Source organism: Myroides indicus (genome assembly GCF_004364575.1).
In the GTDB taxonomy this organism is placed as follows: Bacteria; Bacteroidota; Bacteroidia; order Flavobacteriales; family Flavobacteriaceae; genus Flavobacterium; species Flavobacterium indicum_A.
On the sequence record NZ_SOAG01000010.1, the window covers coordinates 63,788 to 82,528 of the forward strand.

General features: G+C 30.4%; 13 protein-coding genes. All 13 read right to left on the reverse strand.

The window, feature by feature from the left end:
- Nucleotides 1–116 precede the first annotated feature (116 nt).
- Nucleotides 117–1,346, reverse strand: a complete 1,230-nt coding sequence (locus C8P70_RS05795) for a type II toxin-antitoxin system HipA family toxin (protein WP_133712392.1) — start codon at nt 1,344–1,346, stop codon at nt 117–119.
- Nucleotides 1,343–1,648, reverse strand: a complete 306-nt coding sequence (locus C8P70_RS05800) for a helix-turn-helix domain-containing protein (protein WP_133712393.1) — start codon at nt 1,646–1,648, stop codon at nt 1,343–1,345. The genes C8P70_RS05795 and C8P70_RS05800 overlap by 4 nt, the downstream gene beginning before the upstream one ends.
- Before the next feature lie 77 nt (nt 1,649–1,725).
- Nucleotides 1,726–1,860: a hypothetical protein gene (locus C8P70_RS14130; RefSeq protein WP_262708896.1), complete on the reverse strand. Its 135-nt coding sequence runs from the start codon at nt 1,858–1,860 to the stop codon at nt 1,726–1,728.
- Between the two features lie 39 nt (nt 1,861–1,899).
- On the reverse strand, nt 1,900–2,055 hold the full coding sequence (locus C8P70_RS13985) for a HipA N-terminal domain-containing protein (RefSeq protein WP_243832670.1): 156 nt from the start codon (nt 2,053–2,055) through the stop codon (nt 1,900–1,902).
- A gap of 116 nt (nt 2,056–2,171) precedes the next feature.
- Nucleotides 2,172–2,390, reverse strand: coding sequence for a helix-turn-helix domain-containing protein (locus tag C8P70_RS05810; protein ID WP_133712394.1), 219 nt, complete (start codon nt 2,388–2,390; stop codon nt 2,172–2,174).
- Between the two features lie 218 nt (nt 2,391–2,608).
- Nucleotides 2,609–4,006, reverse strand: coding sequence for a 5-methylcytosine restriction system specificity protein McrC (locus C8P70_RS05815; protein WP_133712395.1), 1,398 nt, complete (start codon nt 4,004–4,006; stop codon nt 2,609–2,611).
- Nucleotides 4,006–6,264, reverse strand: coding sequence for an AAA family ATPase (locus C8P70_RS05820; RefSeq protein WP_243832671.1), 2,259 nt, complete (start codon nt 6,262–6,264; stop codon nt 4,006–4,008). Before C8P70_RS05820 ends, C8P70_RS05815 begins: the two co-directional genes overlap by 1 nt.
- 13 nt (nt 6,265–6,277) lie before the next feature.
- A complete protein-coding gene (locus C8P70_RS05825) occupies nt 6,278–7,045 on the reverse strand; it encodes a hypothetical protein (RefSeq protein WP_243832672.1) in 768 nt (255 codons plus the stop codon).
- 2 nt (nt 7,046–7,047) lie between these two features.
- Complete coding sequence (locus tag C8P70_RS05830; RefSeq protein WP_133712397.1) at nt 7,048–10,185, reverse strand: type I restriction endonuclease subunit R; 3,138 nt, start codon at nt 10,183–10,185, stop codon at nt 7,048–7,050.
- Between the two features lie 3 nt (nt 10,186–10,188).
- Nucleotides 10,189–13,245 (reverse strand): TrlF family AAA-like ATPase, encoded by a 3,057-nt coding sequence (locus C8P70_RS05835; protein WP_133712398.1) that lies wholly within the window; start codon nt 13,243–13,245, stop codon nt 10,189–10,191.
- A gap of 107 nt (nt 13,246–13,352) precedes the next feature.
- On the reverse strand, nt 13,353–15,992 hold the full coding sequence (locus tag C8P70_RS05840) for a DUF4062 domain-containing protein (protein WP_133712399.1): 2,640 nt from the start codon (nt 15,990–15,992) through the stop codon (nt 13,353–13,355).
- A 24-nt stretch (nt 15,993–16,016) separates the two neighbouring features.
- Nucleotides 16,017–17,156: a restriction endonuclease subunit S gene (locus C8P70_RS05845; protein ID WP_133712400.1), complete on the reverse strand. Its 1,140-nt coding sequence runs from the start codon at nt 17,154–17,156 to the stop codon at nt 16,017–16,019.
- Nucleotides 17,146–18,705, reverse strand: a complete 1,560-nt coding sequence (locus C8P70_RS05850; protein ID WP_133712401.1) for a type I restriction-modification system subunit M — start codon at nt 18,703–18,705, stop codon at nt 17,146–17,148. The genes C8P70_RS05845 and C8P70_RS05850 overlap by 11 nt, the downstream gene beginning before the upstream one ends.
- Nucleotides 18,706–18,741 lie beyond the last annotated feature (36 nt).

Consider the following 18,741-nt stretch of genomic DNA (forward strand, 5'->3'; position numbering starts at 1 on the left):
CGATACAATATCTTACTTCTCTTTATTTATAATGGTCTACAAAGGGTATGTTGTACAATAGTGGTACATAAATTTTAAATTACTTTTAAAATATTTTTTTTCAATTATATCATTGCTTATAATTTTGAGATTGCCTTTTGAATCAGTTCCATGTTAGACTTACTGATTCCAAAATCTTTAGACAAACTCATCCACTTAGCAAGTGCAGAACTAGTTTGTTCAATAACATTTTCTACGAATTCTTTTGACAACTTCGCTTCTAATCCTAATTTAGTAAGGTGTTTGATACTTATATTTCGTCCTTCTCCCACAACCATTGTACTTTGTTCTCCTCCTGGGCCACTAGAAAAAGTGAGGTCGTAAGCAGGTGATAATTTCCACTCGCCCAATTCATTCATTAAAAATGTAAAATTTTTTGAGTGATCATCTCGGTTGTGTGCCATCACATTAAAAACCGCTAATCGAAACATCTTTTCTACTTCTCGAATATCTTTGGTTAAAGCACCTGTCAATGATAATAAATCTTCATAATCAAGAGACGGAAATCTAAAATTATTATGAATCAAACCGCTAACCGTATGCATGTGCAGTCGTTTGTTCCCATTTCTATCAAAACGTTTTACAGCAAAATAGCCATTCCCTTTTTGTGAAGGAAACAAATGAATGGTTGGCATTTCAATTCCAGCATCCAAAGCCATTAATGCGTAAACATATTCTATTGCGCCAGCATCCATTCCATCTTGCGAATTTGGGAATTTTACCATCCAATGTTCAAAACTATTGTTTAACAGATCTGTTCCATGTATGATGTTTTTTCTTTCAGGATCAACACCAATCAATGCTTTTGGTCTCGCTCCGGCAGAAGATCCATTCAAAGCTAAAAGTTCTGTAATCACTTCCTCTGATTCACCTTCCAAAACTTCTTCGGTGTGTGTAGCCAAAATATCTAAATCAATCATTTCATCGTTTCTATGTAAGCTTTGATCGGGTTCATAAACTAAAGCACCCAAACCATTTAATCCAACATACGCTAAACGATCAAGCGGAGATATATCTGACGGAGAAATACCCTCCGAACGGAGTAAACGATCGAAAAGTAATCTTCCCCAACCATCGGGTAAACTATCGTTGAAAACTCCAGCTAAACCTTCAAAAGGACTTTTTGGAAGTTCTATCACACCACGTTGCAGAGGAAGTTTTATGGGAGAAATTTCTAAACTACTATGCAAAAAAGCTTCATCATATTCAAAATAGATAATGCTATTACGAATTGCCAAACGTCCAACAGGTTGAATTCCAGAACCGAAATTCAAACCTACTTTTATTTCTTTAACAGCTGTTTTCATTTTCTGTTTCCTCGTTTTCTAGTTGATTGTTCCTCTGATTTTAGCACTTCATCAATAGATTTAAAATGTTGCTCTTTGGGTTTTAAAGCATCAACTATCTCTTCTAATCCGCCAACAACCGAAAGTATTTTTAAAAATGAATCTAAAGAAATTACACCCTTTTGTTCAAATTTTCTCAATGTTGATAATGGGACACCAGCTCTTTCCGACAAACCTTCTTGAGTCAGTTCCATTTGTAATCGTCGAGCACGGATACTTTCAACGATTTTTTTTTGTATTTTTGATAACGATATAAATAACATTATGGTGGTATTTAAACAGATTTAATCAAAACAACTACTACTATTGTAGTACAAATATACAAAAAACTAATGTTTTATTACAGCAATTTGTTTAATTGCCTGTTTATAATTTTTATATAATCAGCTTGTAATTCTTTTGGAAGAAACGATTCTTGAATTAGTTTTTCTGCTTTTGGTACCCATTCTGAAATACGGTTAAAAACAGAGTTCATTTTCATTCTGTTTTAAAGAATGAATACTAACAGCACTAATCAATTTTGACAACAAGCCAAGAGTAATCCCATACGGTCATTTTGATTTATTTTCCAACTGTCTGTAGCAATGTTTAAAAGCCAACCTTCAGGAATTAAACCGTCGAAAAAAGGAAACAACCGTTTGCTTTGATACCCGTGTTTACCAACTGGCATTTGGAATGTAATAAATTGATTTGGATAGCGTTATATGTACGCTGGTAAATAATCAAAAATATAAGTTCCTTGATCGGTTTCGGTTAAAATTCCGGCATCAACAGTATTGTATTTAATTAAGGCTTGTCTCTTAAATCTTTTATATTTACCGGCGCTAACGTATGTCCGAACATCAATAATACCTGATTAACTTTAGATAAACTTAAATTTTCTTTTCCTTGTTCTATTTTGCGAATAACAGTTAAAGCCACGCCAGCCCGTTCAGCAAATTCTTCTTGAGTAAATCCTACTTTCTTACGTTGTTCTTTAACAAAATGTGCCAATGTTTGTTTCATAATTATATGCAATTACATTGATATTACCCTTTATTTCTTTTTTATATGCAAAAAGATATAAATATATGTAAATGTATAAAATTATATGTAATAGAATATAAAAAAGATGAATAATAATACCTTTAGATGTTATTTGTTACTATCGCAGTATGTACACTATTGTAATAAATTTAGTCTACACCAAAGATAGATTTTCTTAACAACAATAAATATATATTCTAATTCTCTATCCAAGGTAATTTCACCCCAAACTTATAGACTTTGTGATACGTCTTGATTTTTTGTTTTTTGTGGTTAATATTTTCTAATGATAAATCGGTTTCACCAAGTTCCATATCTGGATAAATAATTAAACAATCTATATTCCTATCATCCTTTACTTTCAATTTTTCTCTTACTGTATTTAAACGAGCATACCCTGCAACTTGCCGAATATCATTATGCAAATGCCCTGTATTATAATGTAATTTGTATTTAGCATCAATAACCATTTGGTTTTCCGATTCAGAAACCAAAATATCTAAAGAGTTCCCGTAGGTAGAAAATTGATAATGTATTTCTTTTTTTGATAAAGGATTATCCTCCATCATCTTACTAAATACATATAATTCAAATAATCTAGGCATATCAATCCAAAAAGGCGGAGTTGTTACTCTTTGTTCGGATGTTTGAGTTATGTTGTAGGCAAAGCGTTTTAAAATGTGGCTACCTATTTGCAAAGCGTCCTTATATTCTCTGTAAAACGGATTGTACTTTATATGTTTTAATTCTGTTTCCTTTATATCATCAGAAATCAATTCGAATGTAGGTCTGCAATAATTTATAGTTTGTTGAATAATATTATAATTATTGGATAGTAATATTTTATTATTTTCTACATAACTAATCACAAATTTTAAAACTTTCTTTAAAAAACGATTTTCCAAGTGATCTTCTCCAAACACTTGGTATTCACAAAAAGTTGAAGTTAATCTATTTTTAAAGATGTTCTGCTTGATATTTTGACCAACTAATATTTTACCTTTTACACGATTGTTTAAGTTTTCTTGAACTTTATAATAATTCTTTTTTAAACCTTTTCTTACAATTGATTTTAAAGTTTGCAGAAATCGAACAACCAGAAATGGTGTTAGCTTATCATCTTTTTGTTCGATTGAGATTTGGTCTGCTTCCCAATCAATCTGAACTAAATCTTGAACTTCCTGATTACTTTCGGCAACAGATGTAACCTGCAATAACATATTTAAATAATCTAATTCGTAAGGTTTATTTATAGCATTTTCCTCTTCAAAACTTGAATCATCTTCACTCTCTAATCTATTAATAAAAGATTGAATACTTACGTTGTTTATTTTAGGTTCTACATAAAGATACTTACCTGTTTGTCCTAACCAATCAATCCCGATACAATAATCGGCTTTTATTTCATAAGCATTTTCTTTCTTCTCAAAAAGAAACCGATAGCTACTATTATTATATGCTTTAGAGGTAATATTGCTATACTTTTCAAAATCAATATCCAAAAGCGATAACTCTTCTAAATTATCAGATATTTCGATATCCGATTGCTTTAATCGGATAAAAAATGATTTATGTTCTGATAAGCGTATTCCCATTATATAGACGGCTCTAAATCATCAATAAGTTTTTTGATATCATCCCCAATCAAAACGCCATCTTTTACATACTCAAACAAAATTGGTTTAATTTCAAAATCTAAACGAATATCCATAGAACCACCATCTGTAGATTTATCAATAAAATAGGAATGTCCTAATTGCACATCTTTCTTTTCAAATTCAGGTGATAAATTAGTATCAAAAAGTTTTTCAACTTGATAAAATAATTCAGAATCAAATAATATATTATCTTCTTCAGATAAATCTTTTGGTAACACATCTACAAATGCAAATCTTCTACGAATTGCATAATCAATATGACCTACTGAACGATCGGCTGTATTCATTGTTCCGATAATGTAAAGGTTTGGCGGTAAAATCAATTTGCTATCATTACCAACAGCATACATACTTTCTACAGCTTCTCCACGATATTCTAAAGCATAAATTAATTCACCTAATACTGAAGAAAGGTTTGCCCGATTGATTTCGTCTATGATTAGAACGTAGTTCTTTAATTCAATCTTTGCGTGAGTAGGAACTGACTCTTTAAATGTTTTTTTGAAATCGTAATATTTTTCTACAATCTTAATAAAATAAGTAGCGTGTTGCCGAGTTAATTCTTCAACGTCTGTCATTTTTTTGATATCTTGACGTTCGGTTGCACCTAAATCAATAATTTTCTTTAACTCTGAAAATTTCATATTTAAACCTTTGCTATGTGCAACCCAATTATCTCCCTTATATTTAAATCGTGTTTCGTCTGCTGAAAAGAGATAAACAGCTTCTGTTATATCATATTTATGATTTTCATTTTGAGCTAATTCATCTTTAATACTTTCTATAAAAGCATAAAAAACTGAATTTTCTTCTCGAACAATAACATCTGTTTTATTTGATTCGATATAATTATCTAATGCTTTTTTAGCAAAATCGGCTAACAATTTGTTTTCGGCTTCATATACAATTCCATCTCCATCTTCATTGGGTTTTGATACAATACCTCTCACGAAATCTTCGTATGTATAGCTCGGGTGAAATTGAATCAATTTTATCTGATCGCTATTATCATTTGGAAAGGTTTGCTCATAATTATCATAAATATACTTTGCAAATGCTCTCGCCCTTCTATCAGGGCTATTACTCGAACTTTCTTCCCAAATATTATCATTATAAGCCTTTTCAATACTTTTAAACGATGTTTTGTCTATTGTACCTGAATTTTTTTGAGATTGAACATGAGAGGAAGAAATATCAATGATTTTGTATTTGGCGTCACCAGCTACAGTTTTAATAAATAGGTTTTTCGTGATAAATTTTCTAATTATTGACGAATCTATTTGCTTTGGACGTAGCTGTTTGCTTGTATCACCAATCAACTCTTCAGCAATCATTTTAGCTTCTCTAGTCTTACCTGTTCCAGGAGGACCTTGAAGGATGATTTGTTTTTTGTATTTTAATAGATTAATTTCTTTTCTAAAGATAGTAGATGTATCAGAATTCATAATGTCGATAAGTTTTTGGTAATATTTATATGAAGAATCATTATCCGCTAAATATGCTGTAATGTTTGTTAATGTTTTCATTACTAAAGTATGGTCAACATTCCATTCACCAGATTTAATCCATTTAACTTTTCTACAACTTTTTAGCTCTACTCTATCATCATTAAAAAAATAATCTGATACTATTTTTCCATATCCAATTAATTTGTTTCTTCCTTTTTTACAAATAACGATGTCGCCAATTTTCATTTCTTGAGCAAATTCATAATTTGCATTTGTAGCATTGTAAGGATTGGTTTCATAATTATATAGATTTATCAAAGCTTGTTTTAACTGATCTTTTGAAGCATAATCTAATAAATTTCCTAAATCATCCCAACCAATTGCGATAATCTGATCATCTAAAAATTCTTCCCAAAAAGAAGCATCAGAACCAGGAGAAAAAATCCAATAATTTACATTTGTACTATTCGTGTCATCATTTAAAATAACACCTTTAGCTCCCTTACTTTCTAAAAAATCATTGATAGGTTTTCCTCCTCCTAATTGTTTAGTTACGGAATATTTAGGATAATTTTTATTTAAAAAAGCCTCACAATATTCTAATACAATTTTATTAGGATATAAATTACCTCCTAAATCTATTGCATAATTTTTAAAGGCATTTTTTCCAAAATCTTTTATAGATTTAAGTTGATTAAAAGCATATTCTAAAGCTTCCTTCCATGCTTTTTTTTCTATTTCATCCATGTAATAAAATATTTTAGGTTAAGATTTTTTTTATTTTATCTGCTAACTGGTCAAGCAAAATATCTGTAATATTAATACTTAATTGATTCGTATGGATTACTATTCGTGATGGATTAGCGAGATCGTCGTAATGTAAATTAATGTAATTTGTTTTACTTACTGGAATAGTTCCAATTTCTGCATTAAATTTAACTTTAAAAAGATTTTGAATATCAATATTAAAATCTCTCACATAATGTCCAACGGCAATTATTACAATAGGAAAACTTTGGTAAAAAGAATGTGTTAATAAATCTTGACGTTTTTCAATACTGTTGTTTCGTTCTTCAACATTGACTAAATGACTATATTCTGCAGTGGCACTATTTAACTCTGTAATAAAGCACTTTTCATGAAAATTTATGTTTAAACTTTTTTGATTTTCATTAAATAACTTATCGATCAATTTCTGATAATTGTAAAAGGTTGTACTAGTTCCGCCATTTCTACCAGTTTTTTTATTTTCTATTTTGTTTAGTTGCCCTTTATATGGGTATAACGGATTATAACTTGGATTACTTCCAAACCATGAGTTTACTAATTCTTGTTTTGTATCTTCAGCTAAATTTCTTCTCCAATCTATAGCATTATTAACAATTTCCCTCTCGTATTGTTCTTTATTTAATACACTATCAATAGCAGATTCTTTTCCGATAATTAAAATATTCGAGTTAGGATTTCCTGTCCCTAAATATAAATTTGCTGAATTACCTTCTACTAGCTCTTTGAAAACTTTTTTCATATCTATCTATTCTTCTTAAAATTCTCTGCTTGTTCCAATACATTTTTATACACATCGTCTTGTGTAATGGGTGGATAACCGAATTGATGCAGTTTTACAATTATATCCATTTTAAGTTGCGCTTTAATATCGTCACGGTCGCTCCAATCAGGATATTTAGCGGTATTGTCAACAATATTTTTTATCTCACGAGCTAGCTCAAGCATCTTATCTTTATCAAATTCAAAACCGTAAACCTGACAAATTTTATTGAGTATATCGTAAAAGGCTTTTTCTTCGTAATCAATTCCCAAATCTTGAAACGAATCCATTTCAACACGAAGTTTGATGATGAGATCCAACATTTGTTCGGCAGTATCAAACTGAATTCCTTCATAATCTAAGATATCACATTCACTTCGTTCATTGTAACGATTAATGATCGATTGCAATCTTTCGGAAAAATCTTGACCTTTAACTTTATTAACCTTTTTGAAATCGTTAATAGTCTGTTTTAGTAATCGTTCTAATATTTTGATTTTCGTATTGGGTAATTCCAAGTTCGATATTTTCTCGATGAATTTATCATTGAACAAATCAATAGCATTTGCTTTATTGTCATCTAACTTAAAGATCTCTTCAACTCCTTCCGAAATAATGGCTTCTTCTACCAACTTAGCAACTTTATCGTTCATTTGAGCCGTATCGGGTGCTTCGCCTTTTGTTAGTTTCACCACAATAGATTTTACTGCAAAATAAAAATGAATTTCATCTACTTCTCTCGAACTAAACAATTCTGAACCGCTTACTAGATTGTATGAAGATTTTAGCTTCTTGGTTACATTCACAAAAAACTTCTCAGATTCTTCTGTCAGCAATACCAATTCAGAAGCTCTGTTTAAACAGTTTAAACGCTCAACAGGTAATCCTTCAAAATAATCTTTTGTATCAAAGCGATGGAAAAACTGACGCAACAAATCTAACTGATCTCTAACAATGATTTCTGCTTGTGAAATATCTTCAAAATCATCATCGGCAGTTTGATTGTTAAACATCCCTAGCGCATGATTCAAATTCTTTTTGATGCCGATATAATCTACTACCAAACCACGATCTTTTCCTTGGTATTTTCGGTTTACTCGAGAAATAGTCTGTATTAGATTATGTGTTTGCAAAGGTTTGTCAATATAAATCGTATCCAAAAAAGGAACATCAAAACCTGTTAACCACATGTCAACCACTATGGCAATTTTAAAATTGGAATTGATTTGCTTAAACTGTCGATCCAGTTCTTTACGATCCTCTTTACTACCTAATAAATCCCACAATTCCTTTTCATCATCTTTATTACGTGTCATAATCATCTTAACACGCTCAATAGGTTTAATCTCCTTTTGTTCTTTTTCAGTTAAAGTTTCTGGAAGCATCATCTCTCCCCATTGAGGTCGTAAAGCTAAAATCTCTTTAAATAGTTTATATGCAATGCCACGAGATGCACATACAAACATAACTTTGCCGGCTACCGTTGCGTTTTCTTCCAAACGATTTTCATAATGTTCCACAAAGTCACTTGCAATGGCTTTTATACGGTCACCATCACCTAAAACGACTTCCATTTTGGCAATGGCTTTTTGACTGGCTTCTACATGATATTCCGAAGCTCCTTCTGCCACTGCATTTTCATAATATTGTTCAATTTCCTGAACTTTATTATAATCTAAATTTACTTTTGCAGCTCGACCTTCATACACCAATCGCACGGTAATTTCATCATTTACCGATTCAAACATGGTATATTGATCTACCACGTTACCAAATACTTCTAACGTTTTATCAATTGGTGTTCCTGTAAAGCCTACATAAGTTGCATTGGGTAATGAATCGTGCAGGTATTTGGCAAAACCATACGATTTCGTAACACCTTTCTCTTCATCTATTTTGACTTTTAAATCTAAATTGACTTGCGAACGATGGGCTTCATCTGAAATACAAATGATGTTGGTTCTATCGGATAAAATATCTGCATCTTCAGCAAATTTTTGTACCGTTGTTAAATACACCCCGCCACTTTCAATTCCTCGTAGACGATCTCTTAAATCAGCTCTTGACTCAATATTGATGATGTTTTCATCGCCAATAAATTTTTTGGCATTGGTAAAGTCTTTGGACAACTGATCATCTAAATCGGTACGATCTGAAATAATGATGATTGTTGGACTTGCAAAATCAGTCGAACGCATTAATAACCTAGAAAGATATAACATGGTATAACTTTTTCCACAGCCTGTTGCTCCAAAATAAGTTCCGCCTTTACCATCTCCTTCAGGTTTACGATGTGCCTTTATATTTTGATACAACTTTTTAGATGCGTAATACTGCGGATAACGTGTCAATATTTTCAGTTCGTTTTTTGAAGTATCAGGAAACAACACAAAATGATGAATAATATCTACGAGTCTGTTCTGGTTCAACATTCCGTGAACAATGGAAGTGGTAGTTTCAATACCTGACAAAGCTTTTTTCTCTTCACCCGTAATTTTGTTCCATCCGTAATAAAATTCGTAAGGAGAAAATACCGTTCCTGCTTTATTATTCACGCCATCGCTAATTACACAAAACACATTGTATTTCATCAGTTCCGGAATAGCTCTACGGTAACGAACAGTTAATTGTTTAAACGCATCGTAAATGGTAATTTCTTCTTCAATGGCTGTCTTAAATTCAAAAACAACCACGGGAATACCATTGATGTACAAAATCAAATCAGGAATACGCAGTTCCGATCCTTGAATTTCTAATTGATTGACAATTTTAAACGAGTTTTCTTTGATATTTTCTATATTGATATACCGAATATGTAAATCTTTTTTTAGTGGATTGTTACGTTTAAAAATCAAGCCATCTGCTAATAATTTGCAGATGTATTTATTGGAATCGTATAAGTTAGAAGCCGATTGAAAAGCAATTTCATTAATGATACTTTCCAATTCTATTTCTTCTAAATCGGAATATCGAGCCAACAAAAAAGCACGCAAATCTTCCTTAATCAATACTTCTTGATTCGAGCTTCTCTGCAACTGTTTTCCATCAACATAAGTATAGCCTTCTGTTTCCAAAAGCCTGATAAAAGCTTGCTCTAATTGTGATTCGGTGTATTTCATAACTTATATACTTTCATAATACTTAAGCTTTCTCTTATTAAAAGCCGGCATTGCACCCTCCAATACTTTTACGATACAATCATTTATTACAGGGTTTTCGATAGCCCCAGCTTTAAACGAAAATTTGTAATTGTTTTCCTTGTCTAATTCTGTGAAAATTACTTGCTCAGCATCCGCAACAACAGCTAAATTAGGATTATGTGTAACTAAAATTATTTGTCTTTTAGCTTTTGCTTTTTTTATAAAAGGAACTAAAATATTAGCTACGCTATGATTATCTAAATTATCTTCTGGTTGGTCAATGATCAGCGGTATATCATTATTATCTAACAATAAATAGAAAATTAAAAGCAAAGCACCTTTCTCTCCTGGGGATAATTGGTTTAAGCTTTTATTACCTTGACGAAGTTCATAATTATAATCAACGAAATCTAATGAGAATAAATAATCATATAATTCAACGACATCACTAACTTGATTTTCAATATTAGTTGATTGATTATTAGCATCTCTCAAGTCAACAAACAAAGCATTAGTAATAGATTTTAGCAGGTCTGAAATATTATCAAATGTATCTAAACTCGATTGTTCCAATATTTTCTTTAACTGAAGTTCAGCGTTTTCTTTACCATAAAAAGTTCCTATTTTATTCAGAGAAATATACTCTAAAAACTTCTTTTGAAAGTTAGACTTCAAAACAAATGAAGCTTCTACTTGTATAGGATATGCTGCAAGTAAATAAGCATTTTCTTCAATTATTTTATCAATTTTTTGTTTAACATTTTTATAAATTCCTAATACAGATTCTTTTAGCTCAAAAATTTCTTTAGTTACTTCTATACGTAATTTTCTTTCGGTTTGAATTTCAGACTCAAGTATTTCATTAATATATTTTAATTCATTTTTAAAGAACTCAAGACTGCCACTTGTAGTGACATTTCCAATGATCTTACTCTTATTTTCTTCCCATTGCTTTTTATCAATAAGATAATTTTGGTAAATTTTGTCTGCCTCACCCAGATCATTTTGTATTCTCTCTTGCTGCAACTTTAGTTCACTAATCTTTTGAGGAATAGTTCTAAAATTAGAATTATCGCTATTTTCTTCTCCTAATAGTACTTTTATTTTTGTGTATTCATCATCTTTTACTGTTAATAACCCATTAATACTTTCTAAATTAGAAGTTATAGTTAATATAGTATTAATATCCAAACCGTATTTTAACAATTCGTCTTTGATTTCTATTTTGAAGAATTCAAATTCTTTGAGCTTATTTTCAATCTTTTGCTTAGTTGTTTTCAAATTATTAATTTCAATCAATAAATTTGATTTATTATCCGTGGTAGAAATCAACAATTTAGTTTCATCTTCAATTTTCTGATTTAATTCGAAAAGTTTCTGATTTATTACTATATTATTTTTAGCATGTTCTGGATCATCATTAGGATTAGGAACTACATCAGGCTCCATCAAAGCTTTTAGTTCATTTTCTTTTATTTCAATTTGATTTTCAATGCTTTTTTTATACTCAGGATTTAGTTTTTTCTCTTTCTCAAATAATGATTTATTTATTGCCTGAAGTTTGTTTTTTAAGCCAAGTATTTCCTCTTCAGTAACTAAAGTTTTAAAATCGATTAATTGCTGAAAGGTATTTTTTCCCAATTTATCTGATACTTCTAAATGAGTGAAAACAACATTCTCTATCTCTCTATTGAAATCCTCAATAGAATCGTGATTGTTCGTTAATCTTTCAAAATAACCTTGAGGTAAATATTTTACCTTTTCAGATACGGATTCCGCGACTTTGTCATTTAAATTCTTGATTACTGAGTTACCGCTTTTCCATGTTAGCGTAGCTTCGAAATTAGATGATTTTCTACCATTATTTTCTCCAAACCGTTTCTTATTCAAAAAAGAAAAATCATCATGACTACCGCAATAATCTCCACATAATCCAATAATATCCGCTAATGCACTTTTACCGTTTCCTTTGTTTCCAATAATTGCAACTAATTCTGGATTCAGCGGAATTTCTATATTATTAAACCATTCACCTTGTGTTTTGGGATCATAGCCAGCAACGGAATTTACTTTAATTGAATCAATGTATTTTGTACGATTTGTATTTATCCTTTCTGTCACTTCAGGTTTATCTCCTATAAAAAGGCGTCCTTCTTTCTCTATAATTACTTGACGTAAACCATCAAATGAAATATCTGATTTTAGCCAATTTAAGCAATTACCAATCCTGTCTTTCTCAGTAGTCTCCGAAGAAAAAGAATGTGCATCACTACAATCAAATAAAAAATCATTTACACCCTGAGATGTTAATTTTTGTTTGGCGGCATTATACTTAGCTGTATTCTCCGAAGCTGTAAAGACTATGTTTGCTTCATTAATTATACTTTTTTTTTGAGCAATAGAAGCATCCGACCATTTTAATTCATCCCATTCAGTTTTCCCAATTGCTATAAGATACTTGTTATCAAAACAATCCTTTTTTAAAGATTCAAATATTTGAGACTCTTTTAAATTTAAATTATTAAAGCCTTCAGACAAGTCGCTTCCATATTTATTAATTTGATCATCTGGAACGGCTTTTTTGATAAGTTGTCCAAGTTCTGCAACACTTTCTTTAGTAATAGCTCTCGTCCATGCCTTACCATCAGCCTCTAAAGTATAAGATTGATGTAAAGTATTTAAGAACTGACTTTCAATAGTGTCAATTGGAAGATCTGGTGAAAAAATAACATGAAAATTGATTCGTTTTATATTTTTAAATTCAACTCCTGCAAACTTTTCAATTCTAAATTCTAAAACAGGTATTAATAATAAATTTTGTAAACGATTATTTTCTTGCTGTTCCTTTAAAAGTCTTTTGTAGCCATCTAAAAAAAAATAATCATTAACTCCAATTACTTTAAATTGTGGTGGAAGCTTTTCTAAATCAGTAATGTATTTTTCCCAAACATCTTCACTATTTCCATATCTATGAAAAATCGAATCTGGAGTATGCACATGTAAATCCCAAATATTCCATTCTGAGCCTTTATCTATCATAATTTAAGTTTTCTAGTAGTTTTTATTAGTTTTATATTACCCCTCCAACGTTGCCAAGCGACTTAACAACAACGATTGAAGCTTATTGATCTTTTCGGTTTTATTTCTTAGTGTTTTACACCTCTTTCTAATTTTTCAAGACGATTTATCAAACCCATACTAGGATTGTTATCATTTAATAAATGCTTAGCTCTACACTTTTTAGATAGATATTGTAATGCTTGTAAAGCACTAACTTCTGTAGCTTTAAAGTTGATATTGAAATTTAATGCTGACAAAGTATCCGATAAAAAGAAAGAATTTTTATCAAGACTTACAATATAAGCATCAATAGTTTCTCGCCATTTTTGAGGTCTCTCCGATATTAATAGTAACATCAACTCATGTTTTATCAAGCTATTAGTTTCGTTTTCAGCTTTATCTATTAATAAAGGTCCCATTTTACTTGAAAATAGATCATCTTTAAAAAACTTAACTACGTTTGTTGGAACAGCTAGTAGAACAGCCAATCTTTTTAAATGTGGGTCAGATATATCAAAATCTTCTTCGTCTAAGTGGAATCGAGCTCCTTCAAAAGCAACATCTCCTTTATCTGCAAGTAAAGGAGATAATACAATCAAAAGTTTGTTTATTTCGTTCCAAGACAATATTATTTTATCCAATAATTCTTTCTTCAAATTTGGAGCTACAAAATCGCAATTTCTCAAAGCTCGAGAAGTTGCAGATATTTGTCTCATTAAAACTAAAAAAGAATAATCTCTTATAACAGAGTTAATTACTTGGTTATAAGGTCTAATTTGATTATAATGTTTATCATCATATTTATCTTTAACTTCATCAGGTAATCCAGAAGAAATTACATTTTCACTAATTTTAGCTTCTTCTTTTTCTATTGTCTCTCTATCAGGTTCCCAAGATATAGATTTAAAAGGATTTATATTATCAGGTATTTTAACTTTACTTCTCACAGACAATAATGTTTCATCTAAATCTTTACTTAACACTTCTAAAGCATCAGCCTTATTCCTATCTATGCCAGTGTAAAATTCAATAATCTCTGGAAAATCAATATATTTTTTATCATTATATATTTTTTGTAAAAACTCTTTATTCATATTCATTCTATGAGCAAGAAAATAAAATACCCAATATGAATTTTTGAAATAGTAGAGATTAAAATTTCTTCCGATAATAGAATTATCTACCAAAACATTTAGTAAATATCCTAAATCTAATTCTATGAAATTTTCTTCACAAAATTCTCTTAGTTCTGTTTTAAAAAAATCTTCTGCAAATTCAAAATTATTTCTTATTAGCAATAATTCACATAAATAGCCTAAGACAAAACTACAATCTTTTACATCTGGTTTTTTATCGTGATAGGTAGGAATATCGTATTCATCAAAAATTGTATTTAAAATTGTATCTAACAATTTTGTTCTGTTAATTGGACTATATTCTGCGCCTATTTTTGAAGATGCCCTTAAAATTGAAATACAATTTTTTGGAGTTCTGTGCAAATTTAAAATTTCTAAGTCTTTGGTAACTTTTCCTAAAATAACATCGTCATCTTCTTCCAAAGATTTTACTCGTGAATAATTTACTACTATTTTTCTAACATCGTTTTGAGGTAATGGTAATAAATACAGTGATTTGAATTGCCTTTTTATTTCAACTTTATCATCTTCGTCTGATTTCAAGAAAAAGTTATTATCAATTGTATTGAAAATAACGATGGGTATGTCTTCAAATCCATCGCAAACGTTTTTTATCATCTGCATAATACCATTTTCCTCAAGGCAAACAGAATCTAATAATATACAATCTATATTTTTAGAATCTTCTAAAAAATAGTTTTGAATTTCATTATGAACATCTTTTACAACTTTATGTTTTTTCGTTTTTTTTGCATCTATATATATAAAGGTTTTTCCTAGTTTCCACGCTTCTAATTTCATATAATGAGCAAGTGAGGTCAATCCAAATTCAGATGGAGCCTTGATTATTATATTACAAGGGTATTCAACTATTGATTCTACATCAATTTTACCATCTCCATTTTTTAATGGTGAATCAGGAATTTCTCTTTTAGAACTTATGATAGGATCTATCCATATAGGTGACTTTTCGTTATAAGATTTTAATGATTCTTCTAAATCTAATTCTAAACGTTTTAAAATATGATCAACTTGATCAACCTTTTCTTCAGCGTTATTTACCGGTGATTTTTTTTTTATAAAAAGTTCTAAGTGATTTTTAAGGGAATCTTCAAAATTATTAACACCTTCAAAATCTGTATATATCCCTAATTCTCGAACTTTATTTTTAAATTCTTTAACTTTATTATATTGTTCCTGATTAAAAGTATCTGGGTCAATTAATTCTTTACCAAAGAAGAATAATATTTGTGGTGATTGTGGATTTTTCTCTTTTCTTAATAAGGCATCATTAAACTCATGTTCTGTTCCACTACCAGCTTTTTTTGTAGGATGTCCATATCTGTTTTTCATAATACCAATAAAAATATCATAATTAGAGTCAATTATATGTTCATCAATTATTTCTTGACCATTTTTCCCTATGTCTGGTAAAACATCATTTTCCCACATAAATGTTTCAAAATTTATATTTAAGTGTTTTGTCAATCCGTTATTAAGGTCATTAATAACTTTTTCACATATTTCTCTTTCTTCTGAACAATCACCAGGTGATGATATAAAACATTTATAAAAATTTCTAGTATTCATAATTAATAGTAGTTTAGTTTTAGTTTACCCCTCCAACCTCGCCAAGCGACTTAACAACAATGATTGAAGTTGAGTGAGTTTTTGGTTTTGGTTATTAATTGTTATTTTATAATCTTCTAGTTGATTTAATTCGAAGTCAAACGCTTCTAAAACATTATTTTCAGGTATTAAAATCTGCATACTATTCAAGTATTCAGTAGTCATACTTGGAACAGCAGAACCGACATTTAAAGAATTAAAATCCATCTTAGAAAGTACATTAAAAACATAAATTAATGTATTATCTATTTTTGGAATTGTATAAAACATTGTATCAACTGACCAAAATGGTGTTTTTACATAAAGAATATTATTTAAAGAACCTTTCCTAGGTATTAAAACTGAGGGCTTATTGTAAAGAACTTCATTTACATAACCCATTATTCCTCCAGATCCATATAATGGTATATCTCCTTTACTCAGATGTTTATAATCTTTACCATATTTAACCGTAATTAAATCGGATAATAATCCAACCTCCCAACCTTCAGGAATTTCCTTTTCCAATTCTTGGTTGTACACCATTTTTCCGCCAGAAGATTTGTAAGCTTGTCCGTTTTCATTCGGAAATTCAAAATCTACAAACCAATGTTTGTACAAAGCTTGAGCTGTGGCTTCTAACTTCTCGCAAATTTGCTCGTTTATTTTTATTTTGTTTGATACAGCTTGGTATTGAGTGACTATTTCCTTTTGTTTTTCGAGGGTTGGAACAGGTAATTCTACGTCACACATTTCTTCCATATCAAAGAATTCATGAGCACTACCATGAGATTTGAAACGTGCATAGCGATCAAACTCTGGACGCTTAAACCACATTAATAAATAATCTGGATTTAAAACATTTTCATCTTTAACTTCGAAAATTCTATATGAAGGAGAAACAATACAACTTTCCCCTTTTCTTAATGCAATTGATATTTTATCTCCGTTACGAGTAGTAGCTCTGTTAAACACAAATTGGTTATAATGAGCCACACGATATTTAGACAAATCTACTCCTATAGTGTTTGTCTTTGCTTTCTGAAAATATTTATTGTTACTTACTCCTTGCAATAAATCGTATTTATTTCCCTCATTGAATTCAACTTTTTCAATGATATAATCACCAAGTCGTTTATAACTCATAACCTAATGATTTAAATACGTTCACTACATCATTTTTTAAAGCTTCTTCTTGTTCAAATAAAGAAGATAGTTCTGTCTTAATTTCATTCATCTTTTCATCAAAATTGAAATTCTCTTCAATGTTTTTGAAGTCAATGAATTTACTTGGAACTAAAGAATAATCTTTCTTCCGAATTTCATCTATATGTACGCTTTTACAAAACTCTTCTATATTTTGATAGGTTGATTCAAAATCAATTTGTTGCCAATTATGATAGGTTTGTGAAATTTTAGAAATCGTATCTTCATCAAATTCGATAAATTTCTTCTCAAAAGGTACTCCCTCTCTTCTTAAATCAAAGAATAAGACTTCATTTCTTCTATCTCTATAATGTTTAATAACATCATTTAATTCAACAGTACGTTCTAATTTGTTTCTATTGATTATCCACATAGAAACACTAATATCTGTCGAATAAAACATACTTCCTGGCAAAATCAGAATCGCTTCTACCAAGTCGTTTTCTATAATTTGTTTACGAATTTTGTATTCTTCACCACCGCCACTCAAAGCGCCGTTTGCTAGGATAAAACCAGCTACTCCATTTTGAGATAACTTTGAAATCATGTTCAAAATCCATGCGTAATTGGCATTCGATTTTGGAGGAACTTCGTAACCTGCCCAACGTGCATCGTTAGTTAATTCATTTTCTGCACGCCAATCTTTTAAATTAAAAGGAGGATTAGCCATGATGTAATCGGCTTTCAAGTCTTTGTGTTGGTCGTCACTGAATGTATCAGCTGCTTTATTGCCCAAATTAGCAGAAATCCCACGTATGGCTAAGTTCATCTTTGCCAGTTTAAACGTGGTATTCGTTAACTCTTGTCCGTAAATCGAAATGTCTTTTTTGTTTCCTTGGTGTTTCTCAATAAACTTCAACGATTGCACAAACATACCACCCGAACCGCAAGAAGGGTCATAGATTTTCCCTTTGTATGGTTCAATCATTTCGGCAATCAGGTTCACGATGGACTTTGGTGTATAGAATTCTCCTTTTCCTTTTCCTTCTGCTATGGCAAACTTGCTCAAAAAGTATTCGTACACACGCCCAACAATATCTTGAGCTTCATCTTTCAGGGTGTCGATATTGTTGATGGTATCCAATAGGGAAGAGAACTTAGATTGATCCAAACCTAAGCGTGAAAAATAATTATCAGGTAAAGCTCCTTCTAACGATTTATTGGTACGCTCAATGGTTTTTAGAGCCGAATCGACTTTTAAGGTAATGTCTTCTTGTTTGGCATTTTCGATAATGTATGTCCAACGAGATTCTTCGGGTAAGTAGAAAACATTCTCTGCTTGATAAAATTCTGGAATTTCGATAAAAGCCTCTTTGTGTTCGTTGATAAGTTCCTGTCTTCTTTTTAAGAATTTGTCATTCGCAAATTTTAAGAAGATTAAACTCAATACAACATGCTTGTATTCTGAAGGTTCAACCGAACCACGTAACTTATTAGCAGAATCCCATAGGATTTCTTCGGTACTTTTTGTTTGGACTTTTTTAGCCATTTATGATAAATAGTGTTTTGCGTAAATATACTAATT

What these genes read in the sequence shown, in the direction of transcription:
- C8P70_RS05795 (WP_133712392.1), bottom strand. Translation starts at nt 1,346, where the DNA reads ATGAAAACAGCTGTTAAAGAAATAAAAGTAGGTTTGAATTTCGGTTCT.
- C8P70_RS05800 (WP_133712393.1), bottom strand. Translation starts at nt 1,648, where the DNA reads ATGTTATTTATATCGTTATCAAAAATACAAAAAAAAATCGTTGAAAGT.
- C8P70_RS14130 (WP_262708896.1), bottom strand. Translation starts at nt 1,860, where the DNA reads ATGAACTCTGTTTTTAACCGTATTTCAGAATGGGTACCAAAAGCAGAA.
- C8P70_RS13985 (WP_243832670.1), bottom strand. Translation starts at nt 2,055, where the DNA reads ATGCCAGTTGGTAAACACGGGTATCAAAGCAAACGGTTGTTTCCTTTT.
- C8P70_RS05810 (WP_133712394.1), bottom strand. Translation starts at nt 2,390, where the DNA reads ATGAAACAAACATTGGCACATTTTGTTAAAGAACAACGTAAGAAAGTA.
- C8P70_RS05815 (WP_133712395.1), bottom strand. Translation starts at nt 4,006, where the DNA reads ATGGGAATACGCTTATCAGAACATAAATCATTTTTTATCCGATTAAAG.
- C8P70_RS05820 (WP_243832671.1), bottom strand. Translation starts at nt 6,264, where the DNA reads ATGGATGAAATAGAAAAAAAAGCATGGAAGGAAGCTTTAGAATATGCT.
- C8P70_RS05825 (WP_243832672.1), bottom strand. Translation starts at nt 7,045, where the DNA reads ATGAAAAAAGTTTTCAAAGAGCTAGTAGAAGGTAATTCAGCAAATTTA.
- C8P70_RS05830 (WP_133712397.1), bottom strand. Translation starts at nt 10,185, where the DNA reads ATGAAATACACCGAATCACAATTAGAGCAAGCTTTTATCAGGCTTTTG.
- C8P70_RS05835 (WP_133712398.1), bottom strand. Translation starts at nt 13,245, where the DNA reads ATGATAGATAAAGGCTCAGAATGGAATATTTGGGATTTACATGTGCAT.
- C8P70_RS05840 (WP_133712399.1), bottom strand. Translation starts at nt 15,992, where the DNA reads ATGAATACTAGAAATTTTTATAAATGTTTTATATCATCACCTGGTGAT.
- C8P70_RS05845 (WP_133712400.1), bottom strand. Translation starts at nt 17,156, where the DNA reads ATGAGTTATAAACGACTTGGTGATTATATCATTGAAAAAGTTGAATTC.
- C8P70_RS05850 (WP_133712401.1), bottom strand. Translation starts at nt 18,705, where the DNA reads ATGGCTAAAAAAGTCCAAACAAAAAGTACCGAAGAAATCCTATGGGAT.